At 64.4% G+C, this 25,992-nt stretch carries 25 protein-coding genes and 1 tRNA gene; 19 read left to right on the forward strand and 7 right to left on the reverse strand.

Annotated features, from left to right (window positions below):
* Positions 1–340: 340 nt before the first annotated feature.
* The 3 genes from ABIC09_RS21300 to ABIC09_RS21310 are packed head-to-tail and all read right to left on the reverse strand — an operon-like array spanning position 341 to position 2,184.
* Positions 341–700: a VOC family protein gene (locus ABIC09_RS21300; RefSeq protein ID WP_354110456.1), complete on the reverse strand. Its 360-nt coding sequence runs from the start codon at positions 698–700 to the stop codon at positions 341–343.
* A 56-nt stretch (positions 701–756) separates the two neighbouring features.
* Entirely contained in the window at positions 757–1,596 is an 840-nt protein-coding gene (locus ABIC09_RS21305; RefSeq protein WP_354110457.1) for a helix-turn-helix transcriptional regulator, read from the reverse strand.
* Between the two features lie 9 nt (positions 1,597–1,605).
* Entirely contained in the window at positions 1,606–2,184 is a 579-nt protein-coding gene (locus ABIC09_RS21310; RefSeq protein ID WP_354110458.1) for a methylated-DNA--[protein]-cysteine S-methyltransferase, read from the reverse strand.
* 175 nt (positions 2,185–2,359) lie between these two features.
* Here ABIC09_RS21310 and ABIC09_RS21315 point away from each other — a divergent pair.
* The 12 genes from ABIC09_RS21315 (at position 2,360) to ABIC09_RS21370 (ending at position 16,104) form a co-directional block, all read left to right on the forward strand.
* Positions 2,360–2,433: transfer RNA gene (locus ABIC09_RS21315), tRNA-Gly, on the forward strand.
* Between the two features lie 312 nt (positions 2,434–2,745).
* Positions 2,746–5,856 (forward strand): VCBS domain-containing protein, encoded by a 3,111-nt coding sequence (locus ABIC09_RS21320; protein ID WP_354110459.1) that lies wholly within the window; start codon positions 2,746–2,748, stop codon positions 5,854–5,856.
* A gap of 255 nt (positions 5,857–6,111) precedes the next feature.
* Complete coding sequence (locus ABIC09_RS21325; RefSeq protein WP_354031539.1) at positions 6,112–6,693, forward strand: helix-turn-helix domain-containing protein; 582 nt, start codon at positions 6,112–6,114, stop codon at positions 6,691–6,693.
* Positions 6,694–6,703: 10 nt separating this feature from the next.
* Positions 6,704–7,168 (forward strand): GNAT family N-acetyltransferase, encoded by a 465-nt coding sequence (locus ABIC09_RS21330; protein ID WP_354110460.1) that lies wholly within the window; start codon positions 6,704–6,706, stop codon positions 7,166–7,168.
* 87 nt (positions 7,169–7,255) lie between these two features.
* Positions 7,256–8,299 carry a LacI family DNA-binding transcriptional regulator gene (locus ABIC09_RS21335; RefSeq protein ID WP_354110461.1) on the forward strand — a complete coding sequence of 348 codons (1,044 nt, stop codon included), beginning with the start codon at positions 7,256–7,258 and terminating at the stop codon, positions 8,297–8,299.
* A gap of 126 nt (positions 8,300–8,425) precedes the next feature.
* Positions 8,426–9,880 (forward strand): xylulokinase, encoded by a 1,455-nt coding sequence (xylB, locus tag ABIC09_RS21340; protein WP_354110462.1) that lies wholly within the window; start codon positions 8,426–8,428, stop codon positions 9,878–9,880.
* Complete coding sequence (xylA, locus tag ABIC09_RS21345) at positions 9,881–11,203, forward strand: xylose isomerase (RefSeq protein WP_354110463.1); 1,323 nt, start codon at positions 9,881–9,883, stop codon at positions 11,201–11,203.
* 8 nt (positions 11,204–11,211) lie between these two features.
* Complete coding sequence (locus ABIC09_RS21350; RefSeq protein ID WP_148754475.1) at positions 11,212–11,970, forward strand: ATP-binding cassette domain-containing protein; 759 nt, start codon at positions 11,212–11,214, stop codon at positions 11,968–11,970.
* Positions 11,970–13,040: an ABC transporter permease gene (locus tag ABIC09_RS21355; protein ID WP_187435226.1), complete on the forward strand. Its 1,071-nt coding sequence runs from the start codon at positions 11,970–11,972 to the stop codon at positions 13,038–13,040. Before ABIC09_RS21350 ends, ABIC09_RS21355 begins: the two co-directional genes overlap by 1 nt.
* Positions 13,041–13,133: 93 nt before the next feature.
* A complete protein-coding gene (locus ABIC09_RS21360) occupies positions 13,134–14,066 on the forward strand; it encodes a sugar-binding protein (protein WP_148754471.1) in 933 nt (310 codons plus the stop codon).
* Positions 14,067–14,274: 208 nt separating this feature from the next.
* On the forward strand, positions 14,275–15,252 hold the full coding sequence (locus ABIC09_RS21365; protein ID WP_354110574.1) for an aldo/keto reductase: 978 nt from the start codon (positions 14,275–14,277) through the stop codon (positions 15,250–15,252).
* Positions 15,253–15,255: 3 nt separating this feature from the next.
* Complete coding sequence (locus ABIC09_RS21370) at positions 15,256–16,104, forward strand: amidohydrolase family protein (protein ID WP_354110464.1); 849 nt, start codon at positions 15,256–15,258, stop codon at positions 16,102–16,104.
* 92 nt (positions 16,105–16,196) lie between these two features.
* Here ABIC09_RS21370 and ABIC09_RS21375 read toward each other — a convergent pair whose 3' ends face one another.
* The 3 genes from ABIC09_RS21375 to ABIC09_RS21385 form a co-directional block, all read right to left on the reverse strand.
* A complete protein-coding gene (locus ABIC09_RS21375) occupies positions 16,197–16,562 on the reverse strand; it encodes a nuclear transport factor 2 family protein (protein ID WP_354110465.1) in 366 nt (121 codons plus the stop codon).
* A 153-nt stretch (positions 16,563–16,715) separates the two neighbouring features.
* The gene (locus ABIC09_RS21380) at positions 16,716–17,066 is read right to left on the reverse strand and encodes a RidA family protein (RefSeq protein WP_148754464.1); all 351 of its coding nucleotides are present in this window, start codon (positions 17,064–17,066) and stop codon (positions 16,716–16,718) included.
* Between the two features lie 99 nt (positions 17,067–17,165).
* The gene (locus ABIC09_RS21385) at positions 17,166–18,839 is read right to left on the reverse strand and encodes an FAD-binding dehydrogenase (RefSeq protein WP_354110466.1); all 1,674 of its coding nucleotides are present in this window, start codon (positions 18,837–18,839) and stop codon (positions 17,166–17,168) included.
* 251 nt (positions 18,840–19,090) lie between these two features.
* Between ABIC09_RS21385 and ABIC09_RS21390 the strand changes: the two genes are divergently transcribed.
* From ABIC09_RS21390 to ABIC09_RS21410, 5 genes are all read left to right on the forward strand, one after another.
* Complete coding sequence (locus ABIC09_RS21390) at positions 19,091–19,612, forward strand: Clp protease/crotonase-like domain-containing protein (RefSeq protein ID WP_354031548.1); 522 nt, start codon at positions 19,091–19,093, stop codon at positions 19,610–19,612.
* Positions 19,613–19,719: 107 nt separating this feature from the next.
* Positions 19,720–19,914, forward strand: coding sequence for a hypothetical protein (locus tag ABIC09_RS21395; protein ID WP_354031549.1), 195 nt, complete (start codon positions 19,720–19,722; stop codon positions 19,912–19,914).
* Between the two features lie 24 nt (positions 19,915–19,938).
* A complete protein-coding gene (locus ABIC09_RS21400) occupies positions 19,939–20,529 on the forward strand; it encodes an SCO family protein (RefSeq protein ID WP_148754456.1) in 591 nt (196 codons plus the stop codon).
* Between the two features lie 205 nt (positions 20,530–20,734).
* A complete protein-coding gene (locus ABIC09_RS21405; protein ID WP_354110575.1) occupies positions 20,735–21,646 on the forward strand; it encodes an ABC transporter substrate-binding protein in 912 nt (303 codons plus the stop codon).
* Positions 21,647–21,749: 103 nt separating this feature from the next.
* Positions 21,750–23,393, forward strand: a complete 1,644-nt coding sequence (locus ABIC09_RS21410; protein WP_354110467.1) for a lysine--tRNA ligase — start codon at positions 21,750–21,752, stop codon at positions 23,391–23,393.
* 145 nt (positions 23,394–23,538) lie between these two features.
* Here ABIC09_RS21410 and ABIC09_RS21415 read toward each other — a convergent pair whose 3' ends face one another.
* The gene (locus ABIC09_RS21415; RefSeq protein WP_148754453.1) at positions 23,539–24,192 is read right to left on the reverse strand and encodes a S24 family peptidase; all 654 of its coding nucleotides are present in this window, start codon (positions 24,190–24,192) and stop codon (positions 23,539–23,541) included.
* A 282-nt stretch (positions 24,193–24,474) separates the two neighbouring features.
* Here ABIC09_RS21415 and ABIC09_RS21420 point away from each other — a divergent pair, with 282 nt between their 5' ends.
* Together ABIC09_RS21420 and ABIC09_RS21425 are read left to right on the forward strand one after the other, a co-directional pair.
* Positions 24,475–24,819 (forward strand): DUF952 domain-containing protein, encoded by a 345-nt coding sequence (locus tag ABIC09_RS21420; RefSeq protein WP_148754451.1) that lies wholly within the window; start codon positions 24,475–24,477, stop codon positions 24,817–24,819.
* Positions 24,816–25,913 (forward strand): quinone-dependent dihydroorotate dehydrogenase, encoded by a 1,098-nt coding sequence (locus ABIC09_RS21425; protein ID WP_148754449.1) that lies wholly within the window; start codon positions 24,816–24,818, stop codon positions 25,911–25,913. Before ABIC09_RS21420 ends, ABIC09_RS21425 begins: the two co-directional genes overlap by 4 nt.
* Positions 25,914–25,992: the final 79 nt, after the last annotated feature.

Consider the following 25,992-nt stretch of genomic DNA (forward strand, 5'->3'; position numbering starts at 1 on the left):
AAACCAGATTGCAGAACCGGCTCGAACCTTGGATCGCCGACGAAAAGGAGTGCTCTGAACCGGTCACGCCCGACCACCATAGCCTGATGGCGTGCGGAGATCACCTCAAGGTCAAGCCGCTTCGCGGCGGCCCTGCGGGCCGACCTTGACCTGATCTCCGCGCGCCATCCTCACTGCTCCATGGTCGGGACGAAGAGCTGGCGTGCAATCGAACTAAGAGCTGAACAACCGCCTTGACACACCAATTCCCCATGTGAGCAATCCAGGATGTCTCCGCGGAAGCAGTCTGGATTGCTTCGTCGCAAGAGCTCCTCGCAATGACGGAATCCGCGGCGTGCACTCACGTACAAACCGCCTCGACATTGTTGCCATCAGGGTCGATCAAAAACGCCGCGTAATAAGTCGGGCTGTAATCCTTGCGCGGCCCGGCGCCGCCATTGTCGCGGCCGCCGCTCTTCAGGCCTTCGCTGTGAAATGCCTTCACCGCGTCGTGATCCCCGGCGCGAAACGCTATATGCGCGCCGTCGGCCTTGCGGCTCTTGTTCGGATGCAGCCACAGCGCGGGCTCGCCCTTCGGCCCGAAGCCGGCATAGCCGTCGCCACTCGAGCACAGGACATAACCGAGCGGCGTCAGCACCGCGGTGTAGAAGCGCGTGGCGGCGTCGAGGTCGGCAACCCGCAGTCCGATATGGTCGTACATGGTCATCTCCATTGCAAAGCGCGCCGCGTGGTGGCGCGCGCCGGAGACGACCGTAGTCAGTTGAGGGCAAGCCGCTCTTGGAGAATCTTGCGCTCGCCCTTCGCAGCCTGCCGGAACTTGGTCGGCGACACGCCCGCGGCGCGATGAAACGTGCGGACGAAGTTGGAGAGGTCGCCGAAGCCGACGTCATAGGCGATGTCGGTGACCGCGATGTCGTTGTCAGCGAGCAGGCGGGCGGCGTGACGCAGGCGCGAGCGCACCAGATATTGATGCGGGGTGACGCCGAGCACGTTGGAAAACAGCCGCAGGAAATGGAACGGGCTCAAATCCGCCAGACGCGCGGCCTGTTCGAGGTCGATCTCGGCATGCGAGTTGTCGTCGATCCACAACGCCGCCTCGACCGCGCGGCGGCGGTCGCGTGCCGTCGGCGTAGCCGGCTTGCGCGGCTTGCCCGAGACCATATCGACAAAGCGGCCGGCGAGGATCTGGCCGACCTCGTCGAGGCCGAGGTCGCTGTTGCCATCTGCCGCCGTCTGGGCGAGCTCGCCCAGCACCATCAGCTCGGGCAGCGGTGGCGTCGCGCCGACCTGCCACGTCTCGCATCGGCCGCCGAGCGCCTCGACCAGCTCCTCGCTGAAGAAGAACGACAGGCAGACGTCGCCGCAGACGTGCTCATGTGTGCAGGTGTATTCGTCGCCGGGCGCGCCGACCAGCAGCGATCCCGCCACCAGCTCGAAGAAGCCGGCGCGGCAATGGCAGCCGAAGCTCCCGGAGCGGACATAGGCGATGGAATGACCGGTGCGGCACTCGGCAAACGGCTTGTCGCCCGGTCCCGCGTCGCAGCGAAACTCGGAGACCGTCATCGCTTGTGACGTCAGCAGCGTGGTCGCATCCATCGCACCTATCTAGGTGGGTGAGCGCGGCGGGGCAACGGGCAGCAGCACCTCGAACAGCGTCTTGCTGGCGATCGGATGAGCGCCCTCAAGCGCCAGCAGCCGCCGCTTGGAGATCACCCCGCCGTAAGGCGAGATCCGGTCGGCATAGCCGCCGGCCTCGATCACCCGGTGGCAAGGCACGATGATCATGTAGGGATTCCGGGAGATCGCCTGCGCCACCGAATGCGCGGCGCCCGAAGCGCCCAGTGCCTTGGCGATCTCGTGATAGGTGCGTGTCTCCCCGCGCGGGATGGTGCAGGCATATTCGTAGACCCGCCGGTCGAAGGCGGGCACGCCGCCGGCGTCCAGGCTGACGTCGGAAAAGTCGGGATCGCTGCCCTGCAGCAAGGTCAGGATGCCCTCGATCGCAAGCTCGGTGTTGAGCGGGACCGCCTGCTCGCGCGCCTCGGGATGGACCTGAAAAATCCGGCGGCGGGTGTCGATCTCCCGCACCTCCGGCAATTGCACGGCCACTACGCCGGAATTGCTCCAGACGATGCCGCAACGGCCTATGGCCGTGTCGAATATCGCGTAAGCACGCCCCACCATGCGCACGCCCCACACGCTGTACGTTCCTCAACCCGGCAGCGATCATAACACCGCCACAATCCGGCGCACCTGGAATCTTACCGGGACGTTAACAACCGTCCGGCCTGACGCGCCAAAGCGCTTGGCGCCGGACACCGTCTCGGCTAATCAGGACGGACGCGGGACACGCGCATCCGCGGGCGTAGTTCAATGGTAGAACGGCAGCTTCCCAAGCTGCATACGAGGGTTCGATTCCCTTCGCCCGCTCCAAGCTTTGCCGGAACTTGGTGCACTTCGCTGGATCCTCGGCGACGATTGCTATGCGGAAGGTACTGCAGAGGTTGAGCCGAACCTTGCGGCCAAGGCCCCAGAGGAACTAGGCGGCACGCAAGTCATGCATCACTAGTCGCAGCCTTGTCGCGATGATGCATCGAGCCACATCAAGCGTTCGTCATTCAGGGGCAATAAGCTTGCTTTGATCAGCAGTTTGATCAGCAGGGACTTATTGGCGCCCGCGTTTTTGCTTCTGATCATCGAACAAACATTCGGGTCCGGCCTGTTGTCGGGCAAACGGAGGCATTGATGACAAACTCAGCACCTGTTTTCACCGCCGATGGTGGCAGCGACGGTTCCGTCACACGCGTGTCGACCGGCGCAATCGGGGCGCAGGCCGATGGCCAAAGTCACCAGCCCGTGTTCTCGCCTGACGGCACGAAAGTGGCGTTCGAATCCTATGCCGACAATCTGGTGCCCGGCGATACCAACGGTCAACCCGACGTCTTCGTGAAGGACCTGACGACTGGCGCAATCACGCTCGCGTCGACTAGCGCCAGCGGGGTGCAGGGGGATAGCTGGAGCTACCAGCCGGTTTTTTCGCCCGATGGTACCAGGCTGGCGTTCGCATCTGCTTCCGACAATTTGGTGCCGGGCGATACCAATAGTGCTTACGACATCTTCGTGAAGGACCTGACGACCGGCGCCATCACGCGCGTGTCGACCAATGCCAGCGGGGCGCAGGCAGACGGCTTCCAGAGCACCAACCCGATATTCTCGCCTGACGGCACCAAGGTTGCGTTCTATTCCGATGCCGACAATCTCGTGCCGGGGGATATCGACCATGTGCGCGACATCTTCGTGAAGGACTTGACCACTGGCGCGGTAACGCTCGTGGGGGCCAGTCCGTACAACGGCGGAGACGGCAGCGGCGGGGATCAGAATGGCTTTACCTTCGCCCCCTCGTTCTCGCCCGATGGCACCAAAATCGCGTTCGGGTCCACCACAGGAGGTGGCGCCATCAACGATATCTACATCAAGGATCTTGCCACCGGGGTCACCACACTGGTGTCGGACAGCGCCAGCGGCGTTCATGGGAATGGCGGCAGCTACGACCCGGTGTTCTCGCCTGATGGCACCAAGGTGGCGTTCTATACCTTTGCCGATAACCTTGTGCCGGGGAGTTCCAATATCGGAATCGGCAACATTGTCATCAAAGATCTGACCACAGGCGTGGTCACGTTGGTATCGGCCAATGCCGACGGAGCTCCGCAGGACAACGGCGAAGCCCAGAAACCCGTGTTCTCGCCTGATGGCTCCAAGGTTGCGTTCTATTCCTTCGCCGACAATCTCGTGCCGGGTGCTAATGGCTTCGATATCTATTTGAAGGACCTGACCACCGGCGCCGTCACGGTTGTCTCGACCAACGCGAGCGGGACGCGGGCAAACGGCAACAGCCAGCTTCCCGGCTTCTCGGCGGATGGCACCAAGTTGGTATTTGAATCTTCAGCCAGCAATCTGGTGCCGGGCGATTCTAACGGTACTTCCGATATCTTTGTAAAAGATCTTGGTCAGCCATCCGTCACCGAAGCGAAGCTGACGGACAATGGCGCCGCCCATGTTTCGACATCGGGCGCGGCGTTTTTTACCGACGCGGACAAGACCGACACTCACACGATCTCGGTGGCATCGCAAAGCGGCGATCTCGGCACACTCACGGCCACAGTCGACAATGCCGATGGCAAGGTGACGTGGAGCTATGATATCTTTCACGCTAACATCGCTCCGCTCGCGGCCGGACAGACCCATACCGACGCCTTCACCTTGACCCTCGACGACGGTCACGGCGGTTCCGCGACGCAGACCGTCACCGTGACGCTGACAGGAATCGATGATGCGCCCGTGATCGGCTCGGGCACCACGGCAAGCTTCGCGGAGAATGGCACTGATGTCGCCTACCACATCGCGGCGACCGACGTGGACAGCCCAGCGCTAACCTATTCGCTGTCCGGCGCCGATGCGGCTCTGTTCAACGTGTCGGTGACAGGCGATGTGACGTTCAAGTCTGCGCCCGACTTCGAAGCGCCGAAAGACGCAAACCACGACAATGTCTATGACGTCACCGCAGCTGTCAGCGACGGGGAGAAAATCACCACAAAGAACGTCGCGATCACGGTCACTGACGTGAATGACACCGCTTCCGGCGGGGTCCTGATTGTCACGGGCTCGACGGGCTTCACATCGATCGATGGGGCAACGATCAGTATCGGCGTGACCGGGAACCTGCATGAGACCGGCAGCACCGGTGTCATTAGCAACAGCCTGATCAGTGATCTCGGTTCGCTGAACGAAACCCAGGCGACGCTCGCGCTCGCGAACGATATCATCTTCGGCGGTTCCCTCGGTGTGATCGTCGCCGATGGCGGTGCCATCACCTTCGACAATGTGCATCTCGACGGGATTTCGCTCGACGCGGCATCCGGCGCGCTTATCGAATCCGTTGCAGGCAGCACCAACACCTTCAACAACGTGACGCTTAATGCTGGCGCCGTGTTTGACGACAGTGCCGGAAGCGTTCTGAACGTCGGCGGCCTGTTGAACAACGGCGGCAAGATCGAGTTCTTCAATGCCACCCAAACTGTCTTGACCAGTGACATCGTCATCATCGGCAATGGCGAGATCAAGCTCGATCCGGGCTCTGTGATCCTGAACAGCAGTGCGCATCACACGCTCGACCTTGAGGGCGGCACGATCGATGGCGCCGGCACGATCGGGAATGGCGACCACGGTCTCACTTTGAATATCGGCTTCGCCGGCACGCTCGATGCGAACGGGTCTCAACCGCTTGAAGTGAACACCGGCAATTCCGTCACCAACAACGGCCTGATCGAAGCCACGCACGCCTCGCTCAGTTTCGACGACGCCGTTCTCAACGGATTTGCTACGATCACCGCCGATCAGGGCGGCGCGATCGACTTCAGGAACGGTTTGACAAGTAACGGCCTCGTCGATGTCCGCGCCGGCAGTGAGGTGGATGTCTCAGGCAACCTCGTCAACAACGGCACTGTCCTGGATAGTGGCGTGCTCAAGGTCGATGGTTTGAGCGGGACTGGAACTGTCTACGTCAGCGACGGGACGCTGGCGGTCGCTGGTAATCTCAGCAGCAATGTCGTTCTGACTGGTAGGGATTCATTTGTATTCGGGCCCGATGCCAAACAAACATCGGGTGTCATCGCAAACTATACGCCAGGCGCGACGTTGGTGCTGGATGGCTTCGATACCAAGGTGAACGTGGCCTTCAACTATCAGACCGATGTTTTGACACTGACCGATGCGGACCATCATGCAATGACGCTTCACCTAGCACCTGGATCCCTGATCCCACAGGTCCACGGCGCGGCGTCGGATTTTCTTGTTTAACGAATTTCCGGTGGAGCAATCTGTCGAGTCCGCGCTTGCTGCACGTTCGTGGCGGGAGGCCCGAAGTGAGCCAATTGTCCGGAAAGTTCGATGGAATGCCGGCTTTGCTTTGACCGAGGCCGCAAACCTTGCCGCGCGGCGCGCAAAAATTCCAATATATTAGCCCCTTGCTCCCGGCACGCGCCGCTCCTCCGGCCTAATCTCCTCCCGCCCGGCGGATGCGGTCCATGTGCCGGGCGATGTTCGGATGAGGCCATGGACCAGCAAAAACTCGACAGGGCGATCGGTCGGCGCTTGAAGACCTTGAGGACGCAGGCCGGCATGACCTTGAACGAACTCGCCAGCCGCTCCGGTGTCAGCCGGGCCATGATCGGGCGGGTGGAGCGGGCGCAGAGCAGTGCCACCGCGGCGCTGCTGAGCAAGCTCTGTGCGGCGCTCGACGTCTCGCTCAGCGACGTCGTCGCGCTCTCGGAGAAGCCGCCGGAGCGGCTGACGCGGCTTGCCGACCAGCCGCAATGGCGCGATCCCGACAGCGGCTACCGGCGGCGCCATGCCTCGCCGGCCGATGCGGCGAGCGGCATCGAGATCATCGTCGTCGACCTGCCGGCCGGCGCGCGCGTGTCCTACAGCCCCTGGGGCCGCAACGCTTTCACCCAGCAACTGCTGATGCTGGAGGGCGCGGTCTGCGTGCATATCGACGCCAAGACGGTGCGCCTGCGCGACGGCGACTGTCTCGACTTCGACGTCATGCGCGCGGTCACCTTCGAGAACGAAACCAAGCAGGATGCGCGCTACGTCATCATCACGCGGCGCGGCACCTCCTACGGGAAGATGTGAGACCCTGACGATGCAGATCCGCATTGGCGACACCTTCGATTCGCGCGTCGTCGCGCTGCTCGACCACCACGTTGCGGCGGCGCGGGCGCAAACCGCGCCGGGCAGCGCGCATGCGCTCGATCTCGCCGGGCTTCGCGCCAGCGACGTCGCGTTCTGGACCGGCTGGGACGGCGAGACGCTGGTCGCGACCGGTGCGCTGAAGACGCTCTCGGCCGACCATGGCGAGGTGAAGTCGATGCACACGCTCCAGACCACGCGCCGGCGCGGCTTTGGTGGTCTGATGCTCCGCCACATCATCGCCGAGGCGCGCAAGCGCGACATCAAGCGCCTGAGCCTCGAGACCGGCTCGTGGGACTATTTCAAGCCGGCGCACGCGCTCTATCAGGCGCACGGCTTCGTGCCTTGCGGCCCGTTCGAGGGCTACGTCGAGGACCCCAACAGCCTGTTTCTGGCCCTCGATCTGAGCGGCCGCTGACGCCCTGGCGCAACCGGGGCTCGAAAAGATCGTCTTGCCCCTCAAAATGAGTTGCGCACCTCAAAACACCTCTGCTAGCCTTCAGGCATGGCCGAAGAGACCGTCTCCGCTGCGCTGACGCTGAAGGACATCGCCCGCGAGGCGGGTGTCAGCCTGGCGACGGTCGATCGCGTCCTGCACAACCGCCCCGGTGTGCGGTCCGATACGGTCCGCCGCGTCCAGGAGACCATCGCGCGCAATGCCTTTCAGCCGCACGTGGCTGCCGCCGAGCTCGCCCGCGGCCGCGTCCGCCGGTTTGCCTTCGTCATGCCGTCGGGGGCGAACCCCTTCATGCAGCAGATCGAGGCCTATCTCGGCGAGATGTCCGGCTGGCTATCGGCCCGGCGTCTCAGCGTCGAGATGGTAAATACGGATGTGTTCGATCCGTCCGTGCTCGCTGCAACGCTCGAGACGCTCTCGGGCGACTGCGACGGCGTTGCCGTCGTGGCGCTGGATCATCCCGGCGTGCGCGCTGCGATCAACGATCTCGTCGATGCCGGCACCAAGGTGGTGACGCTGGTCTCCGACGTGCCGTCGTCGCGCCGCCACCATTATGTCGGCATCGACAACATCGCCGCAGGCCGCACCGCCGGCGCGCTGGTCGGGCGGCTGGTCGGGCAAAAGTCCGGCAAGATCGCCATCATCGCGGGATCGCGGGGCCTGCGCGACCATGCCGAGCGCATTTTTGGCTTCAACCAGGTGATGGCGTCGGAATTTTCGCACCTCGACTTGCTGCCCCTGCTCGAGGGGCGCGACGAGGACGACCGATCCGAGCAGCTGATATCGCGGCTGCTCGGCAAGCATCCGGACATCATCGCCCTCTACAATGTCGGCGCCGGCACGCAAGGCGTGGCCAAGGCCCTGACCGAGGCCGGCCGCGGCAAGCAGATCGTGTTCATCGCCCACGATCTCACGGCGATGACGCGAAAACTGCTGCTGCAGGGTACGCTGGACGTCGCGATCTCGCAGAATCCAGGGCACGAGGCGCGTTCCGCCGTGCGCGTGCTGCTGTCGCTCGCACGCAACGAGCCGATCTTGAGCGAACAGGAGAATATCCGCATCGACATCTTGATGCGGGACAATCTGCCGTAGCCGCAAAGCGCGCGCGGTGCCTTGTGTTTTGAAGTGAGTGACGGCGGAAAGCGCGACGTCAATTCGTGCACCGCGGCAGCGTGATCCCGAACAGATCACGCTCAAACGAAAGAGGGAGGGACGAGTTTGTATCTCGGAGTGGACATCGGTACGTCCGGTGTGAAGGCGGTGCTCGTGAGCGAAACCGGCGCGGTCGTCGCGACGGCAGCGCGCGAGCTCGTTCTGTCGCATCCCGCGCCGCTGTGGTCCGAGCAGGATCCCGACGCCTGGGTCGATGCGGCGATCGGCGCGGTCGACGTTCTCGCGCAACATCATCCGCGCGAGGTCACGCAGGTGCGCGGCATCGGGCTGTCGGGCCAGATGCATGGCGCGACGCTGCTCGGTGCCGACGGACGCCCGCTGCGGCCTGCGATCCTCTGGAACGATGGTCGCTCGCACGCCGAATGCATCGAGCTCGAGCGCCGCTGCCCCTCGCTGCACGCCATCGCCGGCAATCTGGCGATGCCCGGCTTCACGGCGCCAAAATTGCTCTGGGTGGCGCGGCACGAGCCTCACATTTTCGAACGCGTTGCAAAAGTGCTGCTGCCAAAGGCCTATGTGCGCTATCGGCTCACCGGCGAGATGGCCGAGGACATGTCGGACGCGGCCGGCACGCTGTGGCTCGATGTCGGCCGGCGCAGCTGGTCGGCGGAGCTGCTCAAGGCCACCGGGCTCGACCTGCATCACATGCCGCGGCTCGTCGAGGGCAGCAATGCGAGCGCAATGCTCGCGTCCGAATTCGCGCAGCGCTGGGGCATGGCGAAGGACGTCGTGGTCGCCGGCGGCGCCGGTGACAACGCCGCGAGCGCGATCGGCCTCGGCGCAATCGCGCCCGGCGATGCGTTTCTGTCGCTGGGAACCTCTGGTGTGGTGTTCCGCGTCACCGATCGCTTCGCGCCGGCGCCGGCCTCGGCGGTGCATGCGTTCTGCCACGCGCTGCCGGGTCTCTGGCACCAGATGGGCGTGATGCTGTCGGCGGCCGCCTCGCTCGCCTGGCTTGCCGGCGTGATGGAGACTTCTACCGCGGCCCTGCTGGCGCCGCTCGGCGAGCGCGTCGAGGGGCCGAGCCCGGTCAAATTCCTGCCCTATCTCGACGGCGAACGCACCCCGCACAACAATGCCGCCGCGAGCGGCGCCTTCGTCGGCTTGCGCGCTGCGACCGGGCGCAGTCAGATCGTCCAGGCCGTGCTCGAAGGCGTCGCCTTCGCCGCGCGCGACAATCTGGCGGCACTGAGCGCGGCGGGCGGCGCCATCGCCGAGCTTGATCTGGTCGGCGGTGGCTCGCGCTCGCCGCTGTGGGCGCAGATCTGCGCCGACGTGCTCGGCATTGCCGTGCACCGCGTCGAGGAGGGCGAGGTCGGCGCAGCGCTGGGCGCAGCGCGGCTCGGCCGGCTTGCGGCCACCGGCGAAGATCCCGCGCAAGTGTGCACCCGCCCACGTCGGCTTGCCAGTTTCGTGCCCCGCGCCTCCGCTGTGTCCGTCTACGACGAGGCCTATCGCCGTTGGCGCGAGCTTTACCCCGCATTGAAGGAGAGTCTTTAAGTGAACGCGTCAGCTAAATTCTTCGATGCCAGCGCACCCATAGCCTTTGCCGGCAAGGATGCGGGAAATGCGCCCGCCTTCCGCTGGTACGACAAGGACCGCATGGTCCACGGCCGCAGGCTGGAAGATCACTTGCGCTTTGCGGTGTGCTACTGGCATTCGCTGTGCTGGCCGGGCGGCGATCCCTTCGGCGGCGAGACGTTTCTGCGGCCCTGGCACCACGGCTCCGATCCGATGGCGATGGCGCGCGCCAAGGCCGATGTCGCCTTCGAGCTGTTCCGCCTGCTGGATGTGCCCTTCTTCACCTTCCACGACGTCGATGCGGCGCCCGAAGGTGCTTCGCTTCGCGAATCCGTCGCCAACCTCAACGCCATCGCCGATCTGTTCGAGGCGAAGATGGCATCGGCCAAGGTCCGCCTGCTCTGGGGTACGGCAAACCTGTTCACGCATCGCCGTTACATGGCGGGCGCCGCGACCAATCCGGACCCCGAAATCTTCACCTATGCCGCCGGCCAGGTCCGCGCCGCGCTGGAGGTGACGCACCGGCTCGGCGGCCAGAACTATGTGCTGTGGGGCGGCCGCGAGGGCTACGAGACGCTGCTCAACACCGATCTCAAGCGCGAGCTCGACCAGCTCGGCCGCTTCGTCTCGCTCGTGGTCGAGCACAAGCACAAGATTGGCTTCAAGGGCCCGATCCTGATCGAGCCAAAGCCGAAGGAGCCGACCAAGCATCAATATGATTTCGACGTCGCCACCTGCTACGGCTTCCTCGCACGCTACGATTTGCTCGAGGACGTCAAGCTCAACATCGAGCAGAACCACGCCATCCTCGCCGGACACTCCTTCCATCACGAGGTCGCGCTGGCCGAGGCGCTCGGCGTGTTCGGCTCGCTCGATATCAACCGCGGCGACGATCTGCTCGGCTGGGACACCGATCAGTTCGCGATGAACGTGGGCGAGCTGGCGCTGGTGTTCCACGAGATGCTGAGCCGCGGCGGCTTCACCTCGGGCGGGCTCAATTTCGACGCCAAGATCCGCCGCCAGTCGATCGACCCCAACGATCTCATCCATGCTCATGTCGGCTCGATGGACGCCTGCGCGCGGGCGTTCCTCGCTGCCGCCGACATGCTCGATGCCGGCGCCCTCACGGCGCCGCTTGCCGACCGCTACGGTGGATGGGCAGGCGGCGAGGGCCGGGCCATTCTAGCCGGCCAGCGCTCGCTCGCCGATCTCGCCGATCGCGCGCTGGATCCCGGCTTCGACCCGCAGCCGCGCTCGGGACGGCAGGAATATCTGGAATCTCTCGTTAACCGCTACATCTGAGGTCGCTGATGGCAAGTGCTGACGCAACACCGGTGCTCGAATTGACCGGCATCGGCAAGGAGTTCGGCGCCATCCGCGCGCTGCATGATGTCGATATGCATGTCCACCCGGGCGAAGTGGTCGGCCTGATGGGCGACAACGGCGCCGGCAAGTCGACGCTGGTCAAGATCATCGCCGGCAATTTCCGCCCCAGCCATGGCGAAATCCGCTTCGGTGGCGATGCAGTCCATTTCAGCCGGCCCATCGATGCCCGCGCGGTCGGTATCGAGGTCGTCTATCAGGACCTCGCGCTGGCCGACAATCTGACCGCTGCCGCCAACGTGTTTCTCGGCCGCGAGCTGAAGCGCAAATTCGGCCCCATCGCTTTGCTCGACCACAAGGCCATGGCATCGCGTGCGCTGGAATTGTTCGGCGAGCTGCGCTCGGAGACGCGTCCCGACGATCTCGTCAAGCAGATGTCCGGCGGCCAGCGCCAGGCGGTTGCGATCGCGCGGACGCGGCTCTCCAATGCGCGGCTGGTCATGATGGACGAGCCGACGGCCGCTATCTCGGTCCGCCAGGTCGAGCAGGTGTTGAGCCTGATCCACCGCTTGAAGGAGCAGGGCGTCGCCGTGATGCTGATCTCGCACCGCATGCCCGACGTGTTCGCGGTGTGCGACCGCGTCATTGTCATGCGCCGCGGCGAGAAGCGGGCCGACAAGCCGATCCACGACACCTCCCCCGAGGAAGTCACAGCCCTTATCACCGGCGCGAAGGAGGCGGCGTGATGGCGATGCCCCTGGAATCCCCCGTCACGTTCTCGAACGTCGGCAAGATCAAATGGTGGCGGCGCGGCATCTTCGCCTCCCAGACCGGCTACGTCCTGCTGGCGCTCCTGGTGCTGATGGTCGTGATGCATTTTGCCAGCCCCTATTTCTTCACCGAGGGCAACATGCAGAACGTGGCGAAGAACTTTTCCTTCATCGCCATTGCCACGCTCGGAATCACCTTCGTCATCATCACCGGCGGCATTGATCTCTCCGTCGGCTCGATGATGTGTTTTTCTGCGATGATCACCTCTATGGTCATGATCGAGCTGTCGGCGCCGGGATCGGTGTTCGTCCATTTGGCCGCCGACGGCAAGACCGCCGTCGCCAATGTGCCCGGATTGATCCTTGTGATCTCGGTGCTCGCGGGGCTGTGCGCCGCGTTGATCGTCGGGCTCGTCAACGGCTTCTGCATTGCGGTGCTCGGGCTGTCACCCTTCGTCACCACGCTTGGCATGCTCTCGATCGTGCGTGGGCTCGCCTATGTCGTCTCGAACGGCCGCGGCAGCTTTCCCGGCGGGCCGGACGCCGATTATTTCTATGCGCTGACATCGGGTGACGTGCTCGGCGTGCCCGCTCCCTTCATCTATCTGGTGATACTCGCCGCCGTGATGGCGGTCGTGCTGCATCACACCAGTTTCGGCCGCCACGTCTTCGCGCTCGGCGGCAACGAGAAGGCGGCGGAGCTGACCGGCATCTCGGTCGTGCGGGTGAAGATCGAGGTCTACGTGATCTGCGCGCTCGCCGCGGGGCTCCAGGGCATCATCATCTCCGGCTGGCTCGGCTCGGCGCCCGCCAACATGGCGACCTCCTACGAGCTCAACGTGATTGCGGCCGCCGTGATCGGCGGCGCCAATCTGGCCGGCGGCATCGGCGGTCCGCTCGGTGCCATCGTCGGCTGCGTGCTGCTCGAAGTGATCCGCAACGGCCTCGTGCTCGCGCAGGTCAACTCCTACTGGCAGCAGACGCTGGTGGGCGTGATCATCATCCTTGCCGTGCTGGTCGACCGGATCCGCTCGCGCATGACTTAACCAGTTACTCCGGAAGGACAACGAAAGATCGTCTATCCGCCTGCCGGGGCATCACATCACAAATGGATAGGCAACAAAGTGTGGAGGGAAGAAATGAAGAAGCTTCTGTTGGCCGGCGTGACCATCGCAATGATGGCGACCCCGGCATTTGCCCAGACCTACAAGTTCGCTGTCGTGCCCAAGGCGATGAACAATCCGTTCTTCGATGTGGCGCGTGATGGCTGCCTGAAGCGAGCCAAGGAACTCGGCAATGTCGAATGCATCTACAAGGGGCCGATCGAGCACGAGCCGGCGACACAGGCCCAGATCATCCAGGACTTCATCACCCAGAAGGTGGATGGGTTGGCAATCTCGGTTGCCGACGTCGCAGCGATGACCAAGTCGATCGATGCAGCGGCTGCAGCCGGCATTCCCGTCATTACGTTTGACGCGGATGCGCCGGGTTCCAAGCGGCTTGCCTATATCGGCACCAACAACAAGGACTTCGGCCTCGCGCTCGGCAAGCAGTTGCTCAAGCTCCGGCCCGATGGCGGCAAATATGCCATGGTTTCCGGCGGCCCCGGTGCGAAAAACCTCGCCGAACGTGTCGATGGTGTCCGCGAAGCGCTCAAGGGCTCGAAATGGGTCGAGGTCCAGGGTTCGCCGACCTTCTGCAATGACGATTCCGCGCTTGCGATCCAGCAGATGTCGGACTTGCGTACCGCAACGCCCGACCTCGGTGCGATCGTGCCGGTCGGCGGCTGGCCGATGTTCGCGCCCGAAGGCTACAAAGCCTTCGTCAACAAGAACAAGAAGGATATCGACGCCGGCAAGTTCACGCTCGTCGTCGCCGATACGCTGAAGATGCAGCTCGAATTGCTGCGCGACGGCTACTCCAACGCGCTCACCGGCCAGCGTCCGTTCGAGATGGGCGAGAAGTCGATGGACACCCTGTTGGCGATCAAGAAGGGCCAGAAGGTTCCGGAAGTGATCTACACCGGCCTCGACCTGGTGACGAAGGACAACGTCGCTCAATTGTTGAAGTAGGAACGTTACCAGCCCGACGTTCCTGCGCCGACCACCCTCTCCCCTTGTGGGAGAGGGTGGCTTCGCGGTACGCGAAGCCGGGTGAGGGGTTTTCTCCGCGAGTCCAGCTCGTATGATAGGCGCGGAGAGAACCCCTCATCCGCCTCGCCTTCGGCAAGGCACCTTCTCCCACAAGGGGAGAAGGAAGGGAGCCCGCAAGGTGAACAAGATGAAAAAAGCGCGGTTGGCTAACGGTCTCGATGTTACGGCAATAGGCCTCGGCTCGGCGCCACTCGGCGGCCTGTTTTCGGCGGTCAGCGATGCCGATGCAGAAGCGACGCTCGCGGCCGGCTGGTCGGCCGGCATCCGCTTCTACGACACTGCGCCGCTCTACGGCTTTGGCCTCGCCGAGCGCCGTTTGGGCGCTTTCCTGCGCCAGCAGCAGCGGGACTCCTTTGCGATCTCGACCAAGGTCGGCCGGCTGCTGCGCCCGGATCCCAGTTCGACCGAGGACGATCACTACAAGGGCGCCCCTGCGCTGCGGCCGCAATTCGATTTCAGCTATGACGGCGCGATGCGTTCGGTCGAGGAAAGTCTCGATCGCCTCGGGCTCGATCGCGTCGACGTGCTGCTCGTGCATGATCCCGACGATCACTATGACGCGGCCGTCAACGGTGCTTTCCGCGCGCTGATGCGCCTGCGCGACGACGGCACGGTCAAGGCGATCGGCTCCGGCATGAATCAGTCGGAGATGCTCACACGTTTCGCCGAAGCCGTGCCGGTCGACTGCTTCCTGCTCGCTGGCCGTTACACGCTGCTCGACCAGGGCGCGCTGGATGCGCTGTTTCCGGTCTGCCGCGAGAGGGGCATCGGCATCCTGCTCGGCGGCATCTACAACAGCGGCATTTTGGCCAATCCGCACACCGGCGCGAAGTTCAATTATCAGGACGCCGACGCGGCACTCGTGGCGCGCGCACTCGCGCTTGACGAGCTCTGCCGCAAGCACGGCACCGAGCTGAAGGCCGCCGCGCTCCAGTTCTGCATGGCCCATCCGGCCGTGACGGTCGCGGTGATGGGCGCGCGCAACGCCGCGGAGGTTGCCGACAACATCGCGATGTCGGAGCGCACGGTGCCGCCGGCCTTCTGGCAGGAGCTGCGCGCGAAAAACCTCGTCGACGCGCGGGCGCCGCTGCCGGGCGGAGCGTGAGACATGCTCATCGATGCGCACCAGCATTTCTGGGATCCCGCGCGCGCCGACTATCCCTGGATGGATGCGCCTGAGCTCACGCCGATCCGCCGCGCCTTCGGGCCCGCCGATCTAGCTCCGCTGCTAAAGGCGAACGGCATCGACGCAAGCATCCTGGTGCAGTGCCGCTCCGCGCTTGAGGAGACCGAGGAATTTTTGCGGGTCGCGCATGACACGCCCTCCGTCATGGGCGTGGTCGGCTGGGCCGATCTGACCGATGCCGCGCTCGGCGACACGCTTGATCGGCTGCGCGCGCTGCCGGGCGGCGCAAAGCTGGTCGGTATCCGCCACCAGGTCCACGACGAGGCCGATCCCGACTGGCTGTTGCGCGCGGACGTCCAGCGCGGACTCGCGGCGGTGTTCGCCCGCGATCTCGCCTACGACTTCCTCGTCCGCACCCGCGAGCTCCCCGCTGCGATCGCAACTGCAAAAGCTTTTCCGCACGCACGCTTCGTGCTCGACCACGCCGCAAAACCGCCGATCGCCGTTGGCGGCAGCGCGGAATGGTCCGACCGCATCGCGTCGCTCGCGGCCTGCGGCAACGTCTGGTGCAAGGTCTCGGGGCTCGCGACGGAAGCGAAGTGGACCGATTGGGACGCGGAGCGGCTGTTTCCGTTTGTCCAGCACGTCGCGAATAGTTTTGGCGAGGACCGCCTGATCTTCGGCTCCGACTGGCCGGTGTGCCTGCTGGCGGGCAGCTACGGCGAGATCAAGGCCGCGCTGGAGGCGTGCCTGGCGAAGCTAGATGCGAGCGTCCGCGACAAGGCGTTTGGGGTGAATGCGAACCGGGCGTATCGGTTGGCGGTTCCATAGCCCGAGAGCGCACCCGGCGAATAGTGTCGCCCCCCTTGCGCAATTGCGCACCAGGCCGGGACGACGACTGAGCTCGAGGATGCGTTCGTCGCTCACACGCCCGCAGGCACCTGATCCAAAAATCCCGTGATGCTCCTGATGCGGCCATCCTTCAGCACGGCGAAATCCGTGCCCTTGATCGGGCTATCGACGCCATCAGGTCCAAGGCCCCAGCTGAAGCGCACATGGTCGCCATAGCCGTTGGGCTCGCCGATCAGCCTGAACTTGAAGTCGGGAAAGCGCTGCTGGACGCCGGCGATCAGGGCATCGATGCCGTCCCGGCCGTCACCCTTCATCAGCGGATCGACATAGCTCGCATCCGCCGTCCAGTTCTCGCTGAGCAATTCGCGGCGGCGATTTTGCGCGCGCTCGTTCCAGAGATCGATGTAGCGGCAGGCGATCGTGACGTGGTCGGTCATGAGACTCTCCTTCGATGGCGCCGTGTGGTTCGGCTGACCTGACTATCGAAGGTTCGCGCGCTGGGATCGATTACCTCGGAGATCATGCGTCCACAAAAAAGAGCGCGATGACGGTCTCATCGCGCTCCTGTCGCCTGTTGGTTCCGCGCGAACTTACTTCGCCGCGGTCACCATGATCTCGACGGTGTATTGCGGCGCGGCCAGCTTCGCTTCAACGGTGGCGCGGGCCGGGGTGTTGCCGGGCGACACCCAGCCATCCCACACGGCGTTCATCTCCTGGAACGTCTTCATGTCGGTGATGTAGATCGTGGCCGACAGCAGTTTCGACTTGTCGGTGCCGGCCTTGGCGAGATGGCCGTCGATGGTCTTCAGGATGTCCTGGGTCTGCTTGGTCACGCTTTCGCCGGCCGCATTGCTGGCGACGACGCCGGCGAGATAGACGGTGTTGCCGTGCACGACGACCTGGCTCATGCGCGGGCCGGTTTCAAGACGCTGAATGCTCATTAGGGGATCTCCTGGTGGGAATGGCGGTCCTGTCTAGCGCAGCACCTCGCGCTGTGCCACCCCCGGCACGCATGCGTTGCCCGGCACGCATGCGTTCGTTCAACGGCCAACCGCTTTCGCCGCCGCACGACCGGCATTGCGGCCCGAGAACAGGCAGCCGCCGAGGAAGGTGCCCTCCAGCGAGCGATAGCCGTGCATGCCGCCGCCGCCGAAGCCGGCGGCCTCGCCCACCGCGTAGAGGCCGGGAATGATCTGCCCTTCCTCGCCGAACACGCGTGAGTCGAGATCGGTCTCGAAACCGCCCAGCGTCTTGCGGGTGAGGATGTTGAGCTTGACCGCGATCAGCGGTCCCTGCGCGGGATCGAGGATACGGTGCGGCGACGCCGTGCGGATCAGCTTGTCGCCGATGTAACGTCGCGCATTGTGGATGTTCATCACCTGCGCGTCCTTGACGTAAGGATTGGCGATCTCGCGGTCGCGCGCCTCGATCTGCATCCTGATCTCGTCGAGCCTGAGCAGGTCGTTGCCGGCGAGCTTGTTCATGGCGGCGACGAGATCCTCGATCTTGTCGCGTACGATGAAGTCGACACCATGGCTTTTGAATGCCTCGACCGGCGCCGGCGCGCCCTTGTTGGTGGCGCGGCGCAAGGTCATGCGCCAGCTCTTGCCGGTGAGATCGGGGTTCTGCTCCGAGCCCGACAGCGCGAACTCCTTCTTGATGATGGCCTGCGTCAGGACGAACCAGGAATAATCATAGCCGGTGGACATGATGTATTTGAGCTGGCCGAGCGTATCGGACCCCGGGAATAGCGGCGCCGGCAGCCGCGTGCCCGTGGCGTCGAACCACATCGAGGAGGGGCCTGGCAGGATGCGGATACCGTGGCGCGGCCAGATCGGTGACCAGTTCTGGATGCCCTCGACATAGTGCCACATGCGGTCGCGGTTGATCAGCCGCGCCCCTGATACCTCGGTGATGCCGATCATGCGGCCGTCGACATGCTCGGGCACGCCGGAGATCATGAATTTTGGCGGCTCGCCGAGCCGCTTGGGCCAGTTCGCGCGCACCAGATCGTGATTGCCGCCGATGCCGCCGGACGCCACGATCACGGCTTGCGCCTTCAGCGCAAACTCGCCGACGACACTGCGCGACGAGCTCTTGCCGCGCTCGACGCTGTCCGGCGCGAGAATGGCGCCGCTGACGCCGTCCACCGTACCGTTGGTGATCGAGAGCGCGTCGACGCGATGGCGGAACCGGAAGATCAGCCGACCGCTCTTCGCGGCTTCGCGCGCGCGGCGCTCGAACGGCTCGACGATGCCGGGTCCGGTGCCCCAGGTGACATGAAAGCGCGGCACCGAGTTGCCGTGGCCCATCGCGTCATAGCCGCCGCGCTCGGCCCAGCCGACCACGGGAAAGATCCGATGCCCCATCGCGCGCAGCCAGCCGCGCTTCTCGCCGGCCGCGAACGCCACATAGGCCTCCGCCCATTGGCGCGGCCAGAAGTCCTCGTCTCGGTCGAAGCCGGCGGTGCCGAGCCAGTCCTGCATCGCGAGGTCAAAAGAATCCTTGATGCCGAGCCGGCGCTGCTCCGGGGAGTTCACCAGAAACAATCCGCCAAACGACCAGAACGCCTGGCCGCCGAGCGACTGCTCGCCCTCCTGGTCGACCACGATCACGCGTTTGCCGGCGTCGGCAATCTCGGTCGCCGCCACCAGTCCCGATAGTCCTCCGCCGACGACAATGACGTCCGCCTGCTCAGTCGAATGCTCGGCCATGAGTTCCCCCCTGTAGTTGTCCGGGATTGAAGCCAGCGGTTGCAACTGAGATCAAGGGCTTGTCGCGTAGGACATCGTTAACTTGTTCCACTTTGGGATCGAGGCGGGCCAGAGTGCAGCGCGGACGCAACACTGGATTTGAATTTGTTTTGAGTAAGCCCGCCTGCCTAGACAAAACCACGAAGTCGACCGACGCTAGACGAGCATCACCACCTGACACACAGATTCGCAAACGACCGGGGCGGGGGCCAATGAAGTTTCTGACGGGGTTGCTTGCGGCGATCGTGCTGGTCGCTTGCATGGGGGCGTCTCACGCGGTGGTTCGGATCGCGGATGACCGCGGCGGCCGGATCGGAACCTATGTCGACAGATATCAGGACCTGCGGCAATCAGGCGACACCGTCATCATCGACGGCCTCTGCGCTTCCGCCTGCACCATCGTCCTCGGCGCCATCCCGCGCGACCGCATCTGCGTCACCTCGCACGCGACGCTCGGCTTCCACGCCGCCTGGGATTTCGGCTCCAATGGTCGCGCCGTGACCAACTCTGAGGCGACCCACATGCTTTATTCGATGTATCCCTCGCAGGTGAAGCGCTGGATCTCACAGCGCGGCGGCCTCACGCCGCACATGCTGTTCCTGAGGGGCAGGCAGCTCCAGGCCATGTACAAGCCCTGCTACCTCGACGCGCAGGCCTCTGCGATCAAGCCGTCGCGCCGGCCTCTGCCGCAAGCGGAACAGCTCGAGTCCGCCCGGGGCCAGCTCCTTCACTGATATCCTCAGCATGACGGGGTCCCGGCCTGCCAGCGGCGCCTTGCCCGCAGGCGGGCCAAAGCCTATCTGAAGGCTAGGGAACCGGGGCCTTCGCTCCGGTCATTGTCATGGCTCAGCCACTGCACACCGTACATCCGGTATCGGACAATTCGCCCACTGCCGGCCGACTGCCGTCCGTGCTGTTGTTGGCCGGCGCCTGTGTTGCCGGGCTCCTTGTGATCGGCGCGCTCGCGCTCTGGTTCCATTACGGCTCCCAGGTGTTCTTCGAAATGATCAGGACCGGCTTTGCCGCCTGCTTCTGATTCGCGACAGGAAGTATTCCGCCCATGAGCTCCACCGCCCGTCCGCTGGTAATCGCGACCGCCTTCGCCTCAAGCCTCGTCGTCGGTCTGCTGGTGCTGTTCTGGGCCATGGGCGGCGTCAGCAAGGTGGCGCAGCCGGCCGCGATCGGCGGCCCGTTCCAGCTCACCGACCAGAACGGCAAAGCCGTCACCGACAACAGCCTCAAGGGTAAGCCGACGCTGATCTTCTTCGGCTACACCCATTGTCCCGACGTCTGCCCGACCTCGCTGTTCGAGCTGTCGGAACTGCTGCGCGCGATGGGCAAGGATGCCGACAAGGTCAACGCCGTCTTCATCTCGGTCGATCCCGAGCGCGATACACCCGCGACCATGAAGGACTATCTCTCGAGCTTCGATCCGCACCTTGAAGGCCTCAGCGGCGATCCCGCCGAGACCGCCAAGGTGATCACCTCTTACCGGGTCTATGCCAAGAAGGTCCCGACCAAGGACGGCGACTACACCATGGACCACACCGCGCTGATCTATCTGATGGACCGCGACGGCCGTTTCGTCTCGCCGTTCAACCTGAAGCGGAGCCCCGAAGAGGCTGCGACGGAGCTGAAGCGGTATCTTTGAAGGCCTCGTCCAGGCGAAGCTGCTTCCACATCGTCATGGCCGGGCTTGACCCGGCCATCCACGATCTTTCGTGCAGCACCAAGAACGTGGATGCCCGGGACAAGCCCGGCCATGACGACCGCGTAGTCACAATCGGCGCTCGCGTTCCCGGCCGGATGGTCTATAAGGCCCTCCGATCCCAATGAAATTCGTTCATTTCCGGCCGATGGCTTCATCGCAACAGGCGAAATCGTCCAAATCTGCCCATGGCTTGCTGACGGGGCTGGCCGTTGCCGCGTGCCTGCTCGCGGGCCTGCCGGGCGCTCGCGCCCAGGCACCGTCGAAGCAGCCTCCGGCGGCACCTCGAGCTGCCCCCCAGGCCGTGCCCGGGTTCTGGGACCCGCGGCGGCGCCCGGAGCGGCCCGACCTGTCGCGCCTGACGGTGATCCGCTTCCTGACCGAGACCGATTATCCGCCGTTCAACTACACCGGCGCCGACGGCAATCCGGCCGGCTTCAACGTCGATCTCGCCCGCTCGCTTTGTGAAGAGGTCAAGGTCACCTGCACCGTGCAGATGCGCCGCTTCGAGACGCTGGTCGATGCGCTCACCTCGAACCGGGGCGATGCGATCATTGCGTCCATGGCGGTGAGCCCGCAGCTTCGTGCACGCGTCGATTTCACCGATCCCTATTACCGCGTGCCGGCGCGTTTCGCCTCGCGCAAGGATGCGGTGATGCCGGAGATCCGGCCCGAATATCTCGAAGGCAAGAAGGTCGGCGTCATCGCGGGCTCCGCGCATGAGGCCTATCTCAAGGCGATGTTCACCGACGCCGAGTTGCACGGCTATCCCAATGACGATGCTTTGCGCGCCGGCTTGCGCAAGGGCGAGGTTGATCTCATCTTCGGCGACGCCATCTCGCTGGCGTTCTGGATCAACGGCACTGATTCCGGCGATTGCTGCGCCTTCTCCGGCGGTCCCTTCGTCGAGAGCCGCTTCTTCGGCGAAGGCATCGGCATCGCCGTGCGCAAGGGCAACGACGTGCTGCGCCAGGCCCTGAACTGGGCCCTGTTTCGCGTCTGGGAAAAAGGCCGCTACACCGATCTGTGGCTGCGGTATTTTTCGGTGAGCCCGTTCTAACCCGGTCGCTGCTTCCTCCGCCGTCATTGCGAGGAGCTCTTGCGACCCACAAAATTGCATTCTGCCCGGAAATCGCTATTTTCCGCGGCCCGGAGGCCCCTTGATGTCCGTTATCGATCCCAACATGAGCCCGAGCGATCTTCGTGCGCTCGCCGAACAATCCAACGCCTGGCCGTTCGAGCAGGCGAAGGCCATTGTCGCGCGGCTCAAGAAAAGCCCGAAGGACGAGGTGCTGTTCGAGACCGGCTATGGTCCGTCCGGCCTGCCGCACATCGGCACGTTCGGCGAGGTCGCGCGCACCTCGATGGTGCGCCATGCCTTTCGTGTGCTGACCGAGGACAAGATCAAGACGCGCCTGCTCGCCTTCTCCGACGACATGGATGGCCTGCGCAAGGTGCCGGACAATGTGCCCAACAAGGACATGCTGGCGCAATATCTGGGGCGGCCGCTCACCGCGGTGCCTGATCCGTTCTCGAACGAGCATCCGTCGTTTGGTGACGCCAACAACGCACGCCTGCGCGCGTTCCTGGATCATTTCGGCTTCGACTACGAGTTCGCAAGCTCGACCGTCTATTACAAGTCCGGCCGCTTCGATGCGACGCTACTCAGGATGCTCGCGGCCTACGACCAGGTGATGGCGATCATCCTGCCGACGCTCGGGCCCGATCGCCGAGCCACCTATTCGCCGTTCCTCCCCGTCAGCAAGACCACCGGAATCGTGCTGCAGGTGCCGATGATCCGCCGCGACGTCGCGGCCGGCACCGTGACCTATGTCGATCCGGACACGAACCAGGAAGTCGAGACGCCGGTGACCGGCGGAAACGTCAAATGCCAGTGGAAGGCCGACTGGGCGATGCGCTGGGTCGCGCTCGGCGTCGACTACGAGATGGCCGGCAAGGACCTGATCGACTCGGTCAAGCTCTCGGGCGCGATCGCCAAGGCGCTCGGCGGCACGCCGCCCGAAGGCTTCAACTACGAGCTCTTCCTCGACGAGAAAGGCCAGAAGATCTCGAAGTCGAAGGGCAACGGCCTCACCATCGACGAATGGCTGCGCTATGCCTCGCCGGAATCGCTGACGCTGTTCATGTATCGCGAGCCGAAGGCGGCGAAGCGGCTGTATTTCGACGTCATCCCGCGCAATGTCGACGACTACCAGCAATTCAGCGACGGCTTTGCCAGGCAGGACGACAAGCAGCAGCTCGGCAATCCGGTCTGGCACATTCACTACGGCCATCCGCCGAAGGCCGACATGCCCGTCACGTTCCAGCTGCTCTTGACGCTGGTGTCGTCGTCGAACGCGGAAAACGCCGAGACGCTATGGGGTTTTATTGGCCGCTACCGTCCCGGCGTGAGCCCGCAGACGCATCCGAAGCTCGACGCGATGGTCGGCTACGCCATCAACTATTACCGCGACTTCGTCGCGCCGACGAAGCAGTTCCGCCAACCGACCGACGTCGAGCGCGCCGCGTTGCAGGATCTGCGCGATGCGCTGTCGCAGCTTCCGCAGGAGTCCTCCGCCGAGGACATCCAGAACGTCGTCTACGAGATCGGCCGCCGCGAGCCGTTCCTCGACCAGGTCAAGAAGGGCAAGGACGGTCGTCCCGGCGTCACGCTCGACTGGTTCAACATGCTCTACCAGGTGCTGCTCGGCCAGGAGAAGGGCCCGCGCTTCGGCTCGTTCGTCGCGGTGTATGGCGTGCAGAACGCAGTCAACATGATCGACGGCGCGCTGGCGCGGAGCGCGTAGACCATCCACGGTGTCATCGTCCGCCTTGTGCGCACTTGCGCACTGGAGCGGACGATCCAGTATTCCAGGGGCAGCCGTTATAGAGTCGAGAGCTCGCGGCGTACTGGATTCCCCGCTTTCGCGGGGAATGACAGCGGAGCAAGTTTCACTGGCTCGCCCACACAATCCGCGCGATCCATGCAACATCGCTCGCTGCCATCGTCCGCTCTCCCTGCGTCGCATCGAGCGGCTGCAATTCCAGCGCCTTCGCCGTGCGGCGCTTCAGCATCGCGAGCATCATTTCGCCCGCCTTCGCCTTCACCACGACGCGATCGCCCTTGCGGATCGGTGCGCCAGGCGAGACCAGGATGACGTCGCCGTCGCGATAGGCGGGCGCGAGCGCGTCGCCGGAAATCTTCAGCGCAAAGGCGTGGTTGTCCTCGGCGTTCGGCAGCGCGATCTCGCCCCAGCCCTTGCCGGACGGAAAGCCGGATTCGTCGAACGCGCCGCTTAAGCCTGCCTGCGCGAAGCCGAGCAGCGGCACGGCACGGCCGTCGCCAGCATCATCACCGATCAGCCTGGCGAAAATGTCGATCGAGGACTCCGCGGCCGCCAGTGCCTTCGCGATCGATTCGGTCGAGGGCCAGCGCGCGCGGCCGTCGGAGGTGACGCGCTTGGACTTGTTGAAGGTGGTGGGATCGAGCCCGGCCCGCTTGGCAAGGCCGGACGACGACAGCCCTGCGCGCGCAGCCAGTTGGTCCAGCGCGGCCCAGATCTGGTCGTGGGTCAGCATCCTCTGCGCTTTGGCCTGCTTGACCATGGAAGGTCCAGCCCGTCGCAACTCAGGAAAACTGTCCTCAAATCAACCGGTTTTCCGTTTTTCGCGCAAGGGGCGACGAGGAAAGCGTTTTCAAGCGAAGTGGGTACCGGTTCGCGTCAAGAAAACGCGTCAAAACAAATTTAGAGCTCCGTTTCGATGAAATCGGAACGGAATAGGCTCTAACTCTTGAGTTCGAGAGGTGTGGCCTTTACGGTCGCGCCCGGGTTTTCAGACCCGGAAGAGACGAAAAACCCCAAGAGACTCAAAGGGCTCCAGTAAGCATTGGTCAAGATCTACAAAATCTGTCCGGCCTCGGCCTGGCGCGAGGCGGAACGGCAGGGCGTGTACCGGGGCAGCGCGGATGACGAGCGCGATGGATTCATCCATTTCTCGACCGCCGCCCAGGTTCCGGAGACTTTGCGCAAGCATTATTTCGGCCAGCGTGCGCTGTTCCTGGTCGAGATCGACGGCGACGCGCTCGGAGCCGAGCTCCGTTGGGAGCGCTCGCGCAATGACGAGCTGTTCCCGCATCTCTATGGCGAGCTCGATCTCGGCGCGGTGCTCTCGGTGATCAATCTCAACATGCGCTCCGATGGCAGCCACGACACCCCGGAGCTTGCCCCGTGATCCGCGCTTTCGACGCCTTCTCGCTGCCGGTGTTGCGCTGGCTCGATCCGGAGGACGCGCACCGTCTTGCGATCCAGGGACTGCGCTTCCTGCCGCCGATGAAGCCGCGGCCGGACGATCCAAAACTCGCGGTGCGCGCCTTCGGGCTGAACTTTCCCAACCCGATCGGCATGGCCGCGGGCTTCGACAAGAGTGCGGAAGTGCCGGACGGGCTGCTGCGATTAGGCTTCGGCTTCGTCGAGATCGGCTCGGTCACGCCGAAGCCGCAAGCAGGCAATCCGCGACCGCGACTGTTTCGCCTCGAGCGTGACGAGGCCATCATCAACCGCATGGGCTTTAACAATGACGGCGCGGAAGTAGCCCTGCGCCGGCTGGCGGCCCGCGCGCAACATGGCGGCATCGTCGGCGTCAATGTCGGCGCCAACAAGGATTCGCCCGACCGCGTCGCCGACTACGTCAAGCTGATCGAGACCTTTGCGCCGGTTGCGAGCTATTTCACCGTCAACGTGTCCTCGCCCAACACGCCGGGGCTGCGCAATCTGCAGGAAGGCGCGCTGCTCGACGATCTCCTCGGACGCGTGATCGATGCGCGCGATCGGGTGCGCGAGAGCGCCGGCGATACGCCGGTGCTGCTGAAGATCGCACCCGATCTCAGCCTTGCCCAGCTCGACGACGTCGTGCAGGTCGCGCGCTCACGCAAGGTCGACGGCATGATCGTGTCGAACACGACCATCGCGCGGCCGAGCACGCTACGCGAGGAAATGCGGTCGAAGGAGCAGGGCGGCCTGTCCGGCCGGCCGCTGTTTCGCCTGTCGACGCGCATGGTCGCCGAGACCTATGTGCGCGTCGAGGGCGCGTTCCCGCTGATCGGTGTCGGTGGCGTGGACTCCGGCGGTGCGGCGCTGACAAAAATCCGCGCCGGTGCCAGCCTGATCCAGCTCTATTCATCGCTGGTCTACAAGGGCCTCGGCCTCGTCGACGAGATCAAGCGCGATCTGACCTCGACGCTGCTGCGCACGGGGCGGGATTCGCTGTCCGAGATCGTCGGCGCCGATGCGGCGACGCTGACGGCGGAAGACTGGCCGGGGATGTAGCGCGGTCTCGTGCCCCGGACGCAGCGCAGCGCTTCTTCAGCGGTGCGCTGCAGAGCCGGGGCCCACAAGCCGCTGGGTC

The organism is Bradyrhizobium sp. S3.12.5, assembly GCF_040548225.1.
Classification (GTDB): Bacteria; Pseudomonadota; Alphaproteobacteria; order Rhizobiales; family Xanthobacteraceae; genus Bradyrhizobium; species Bradyrhizobium cytisi.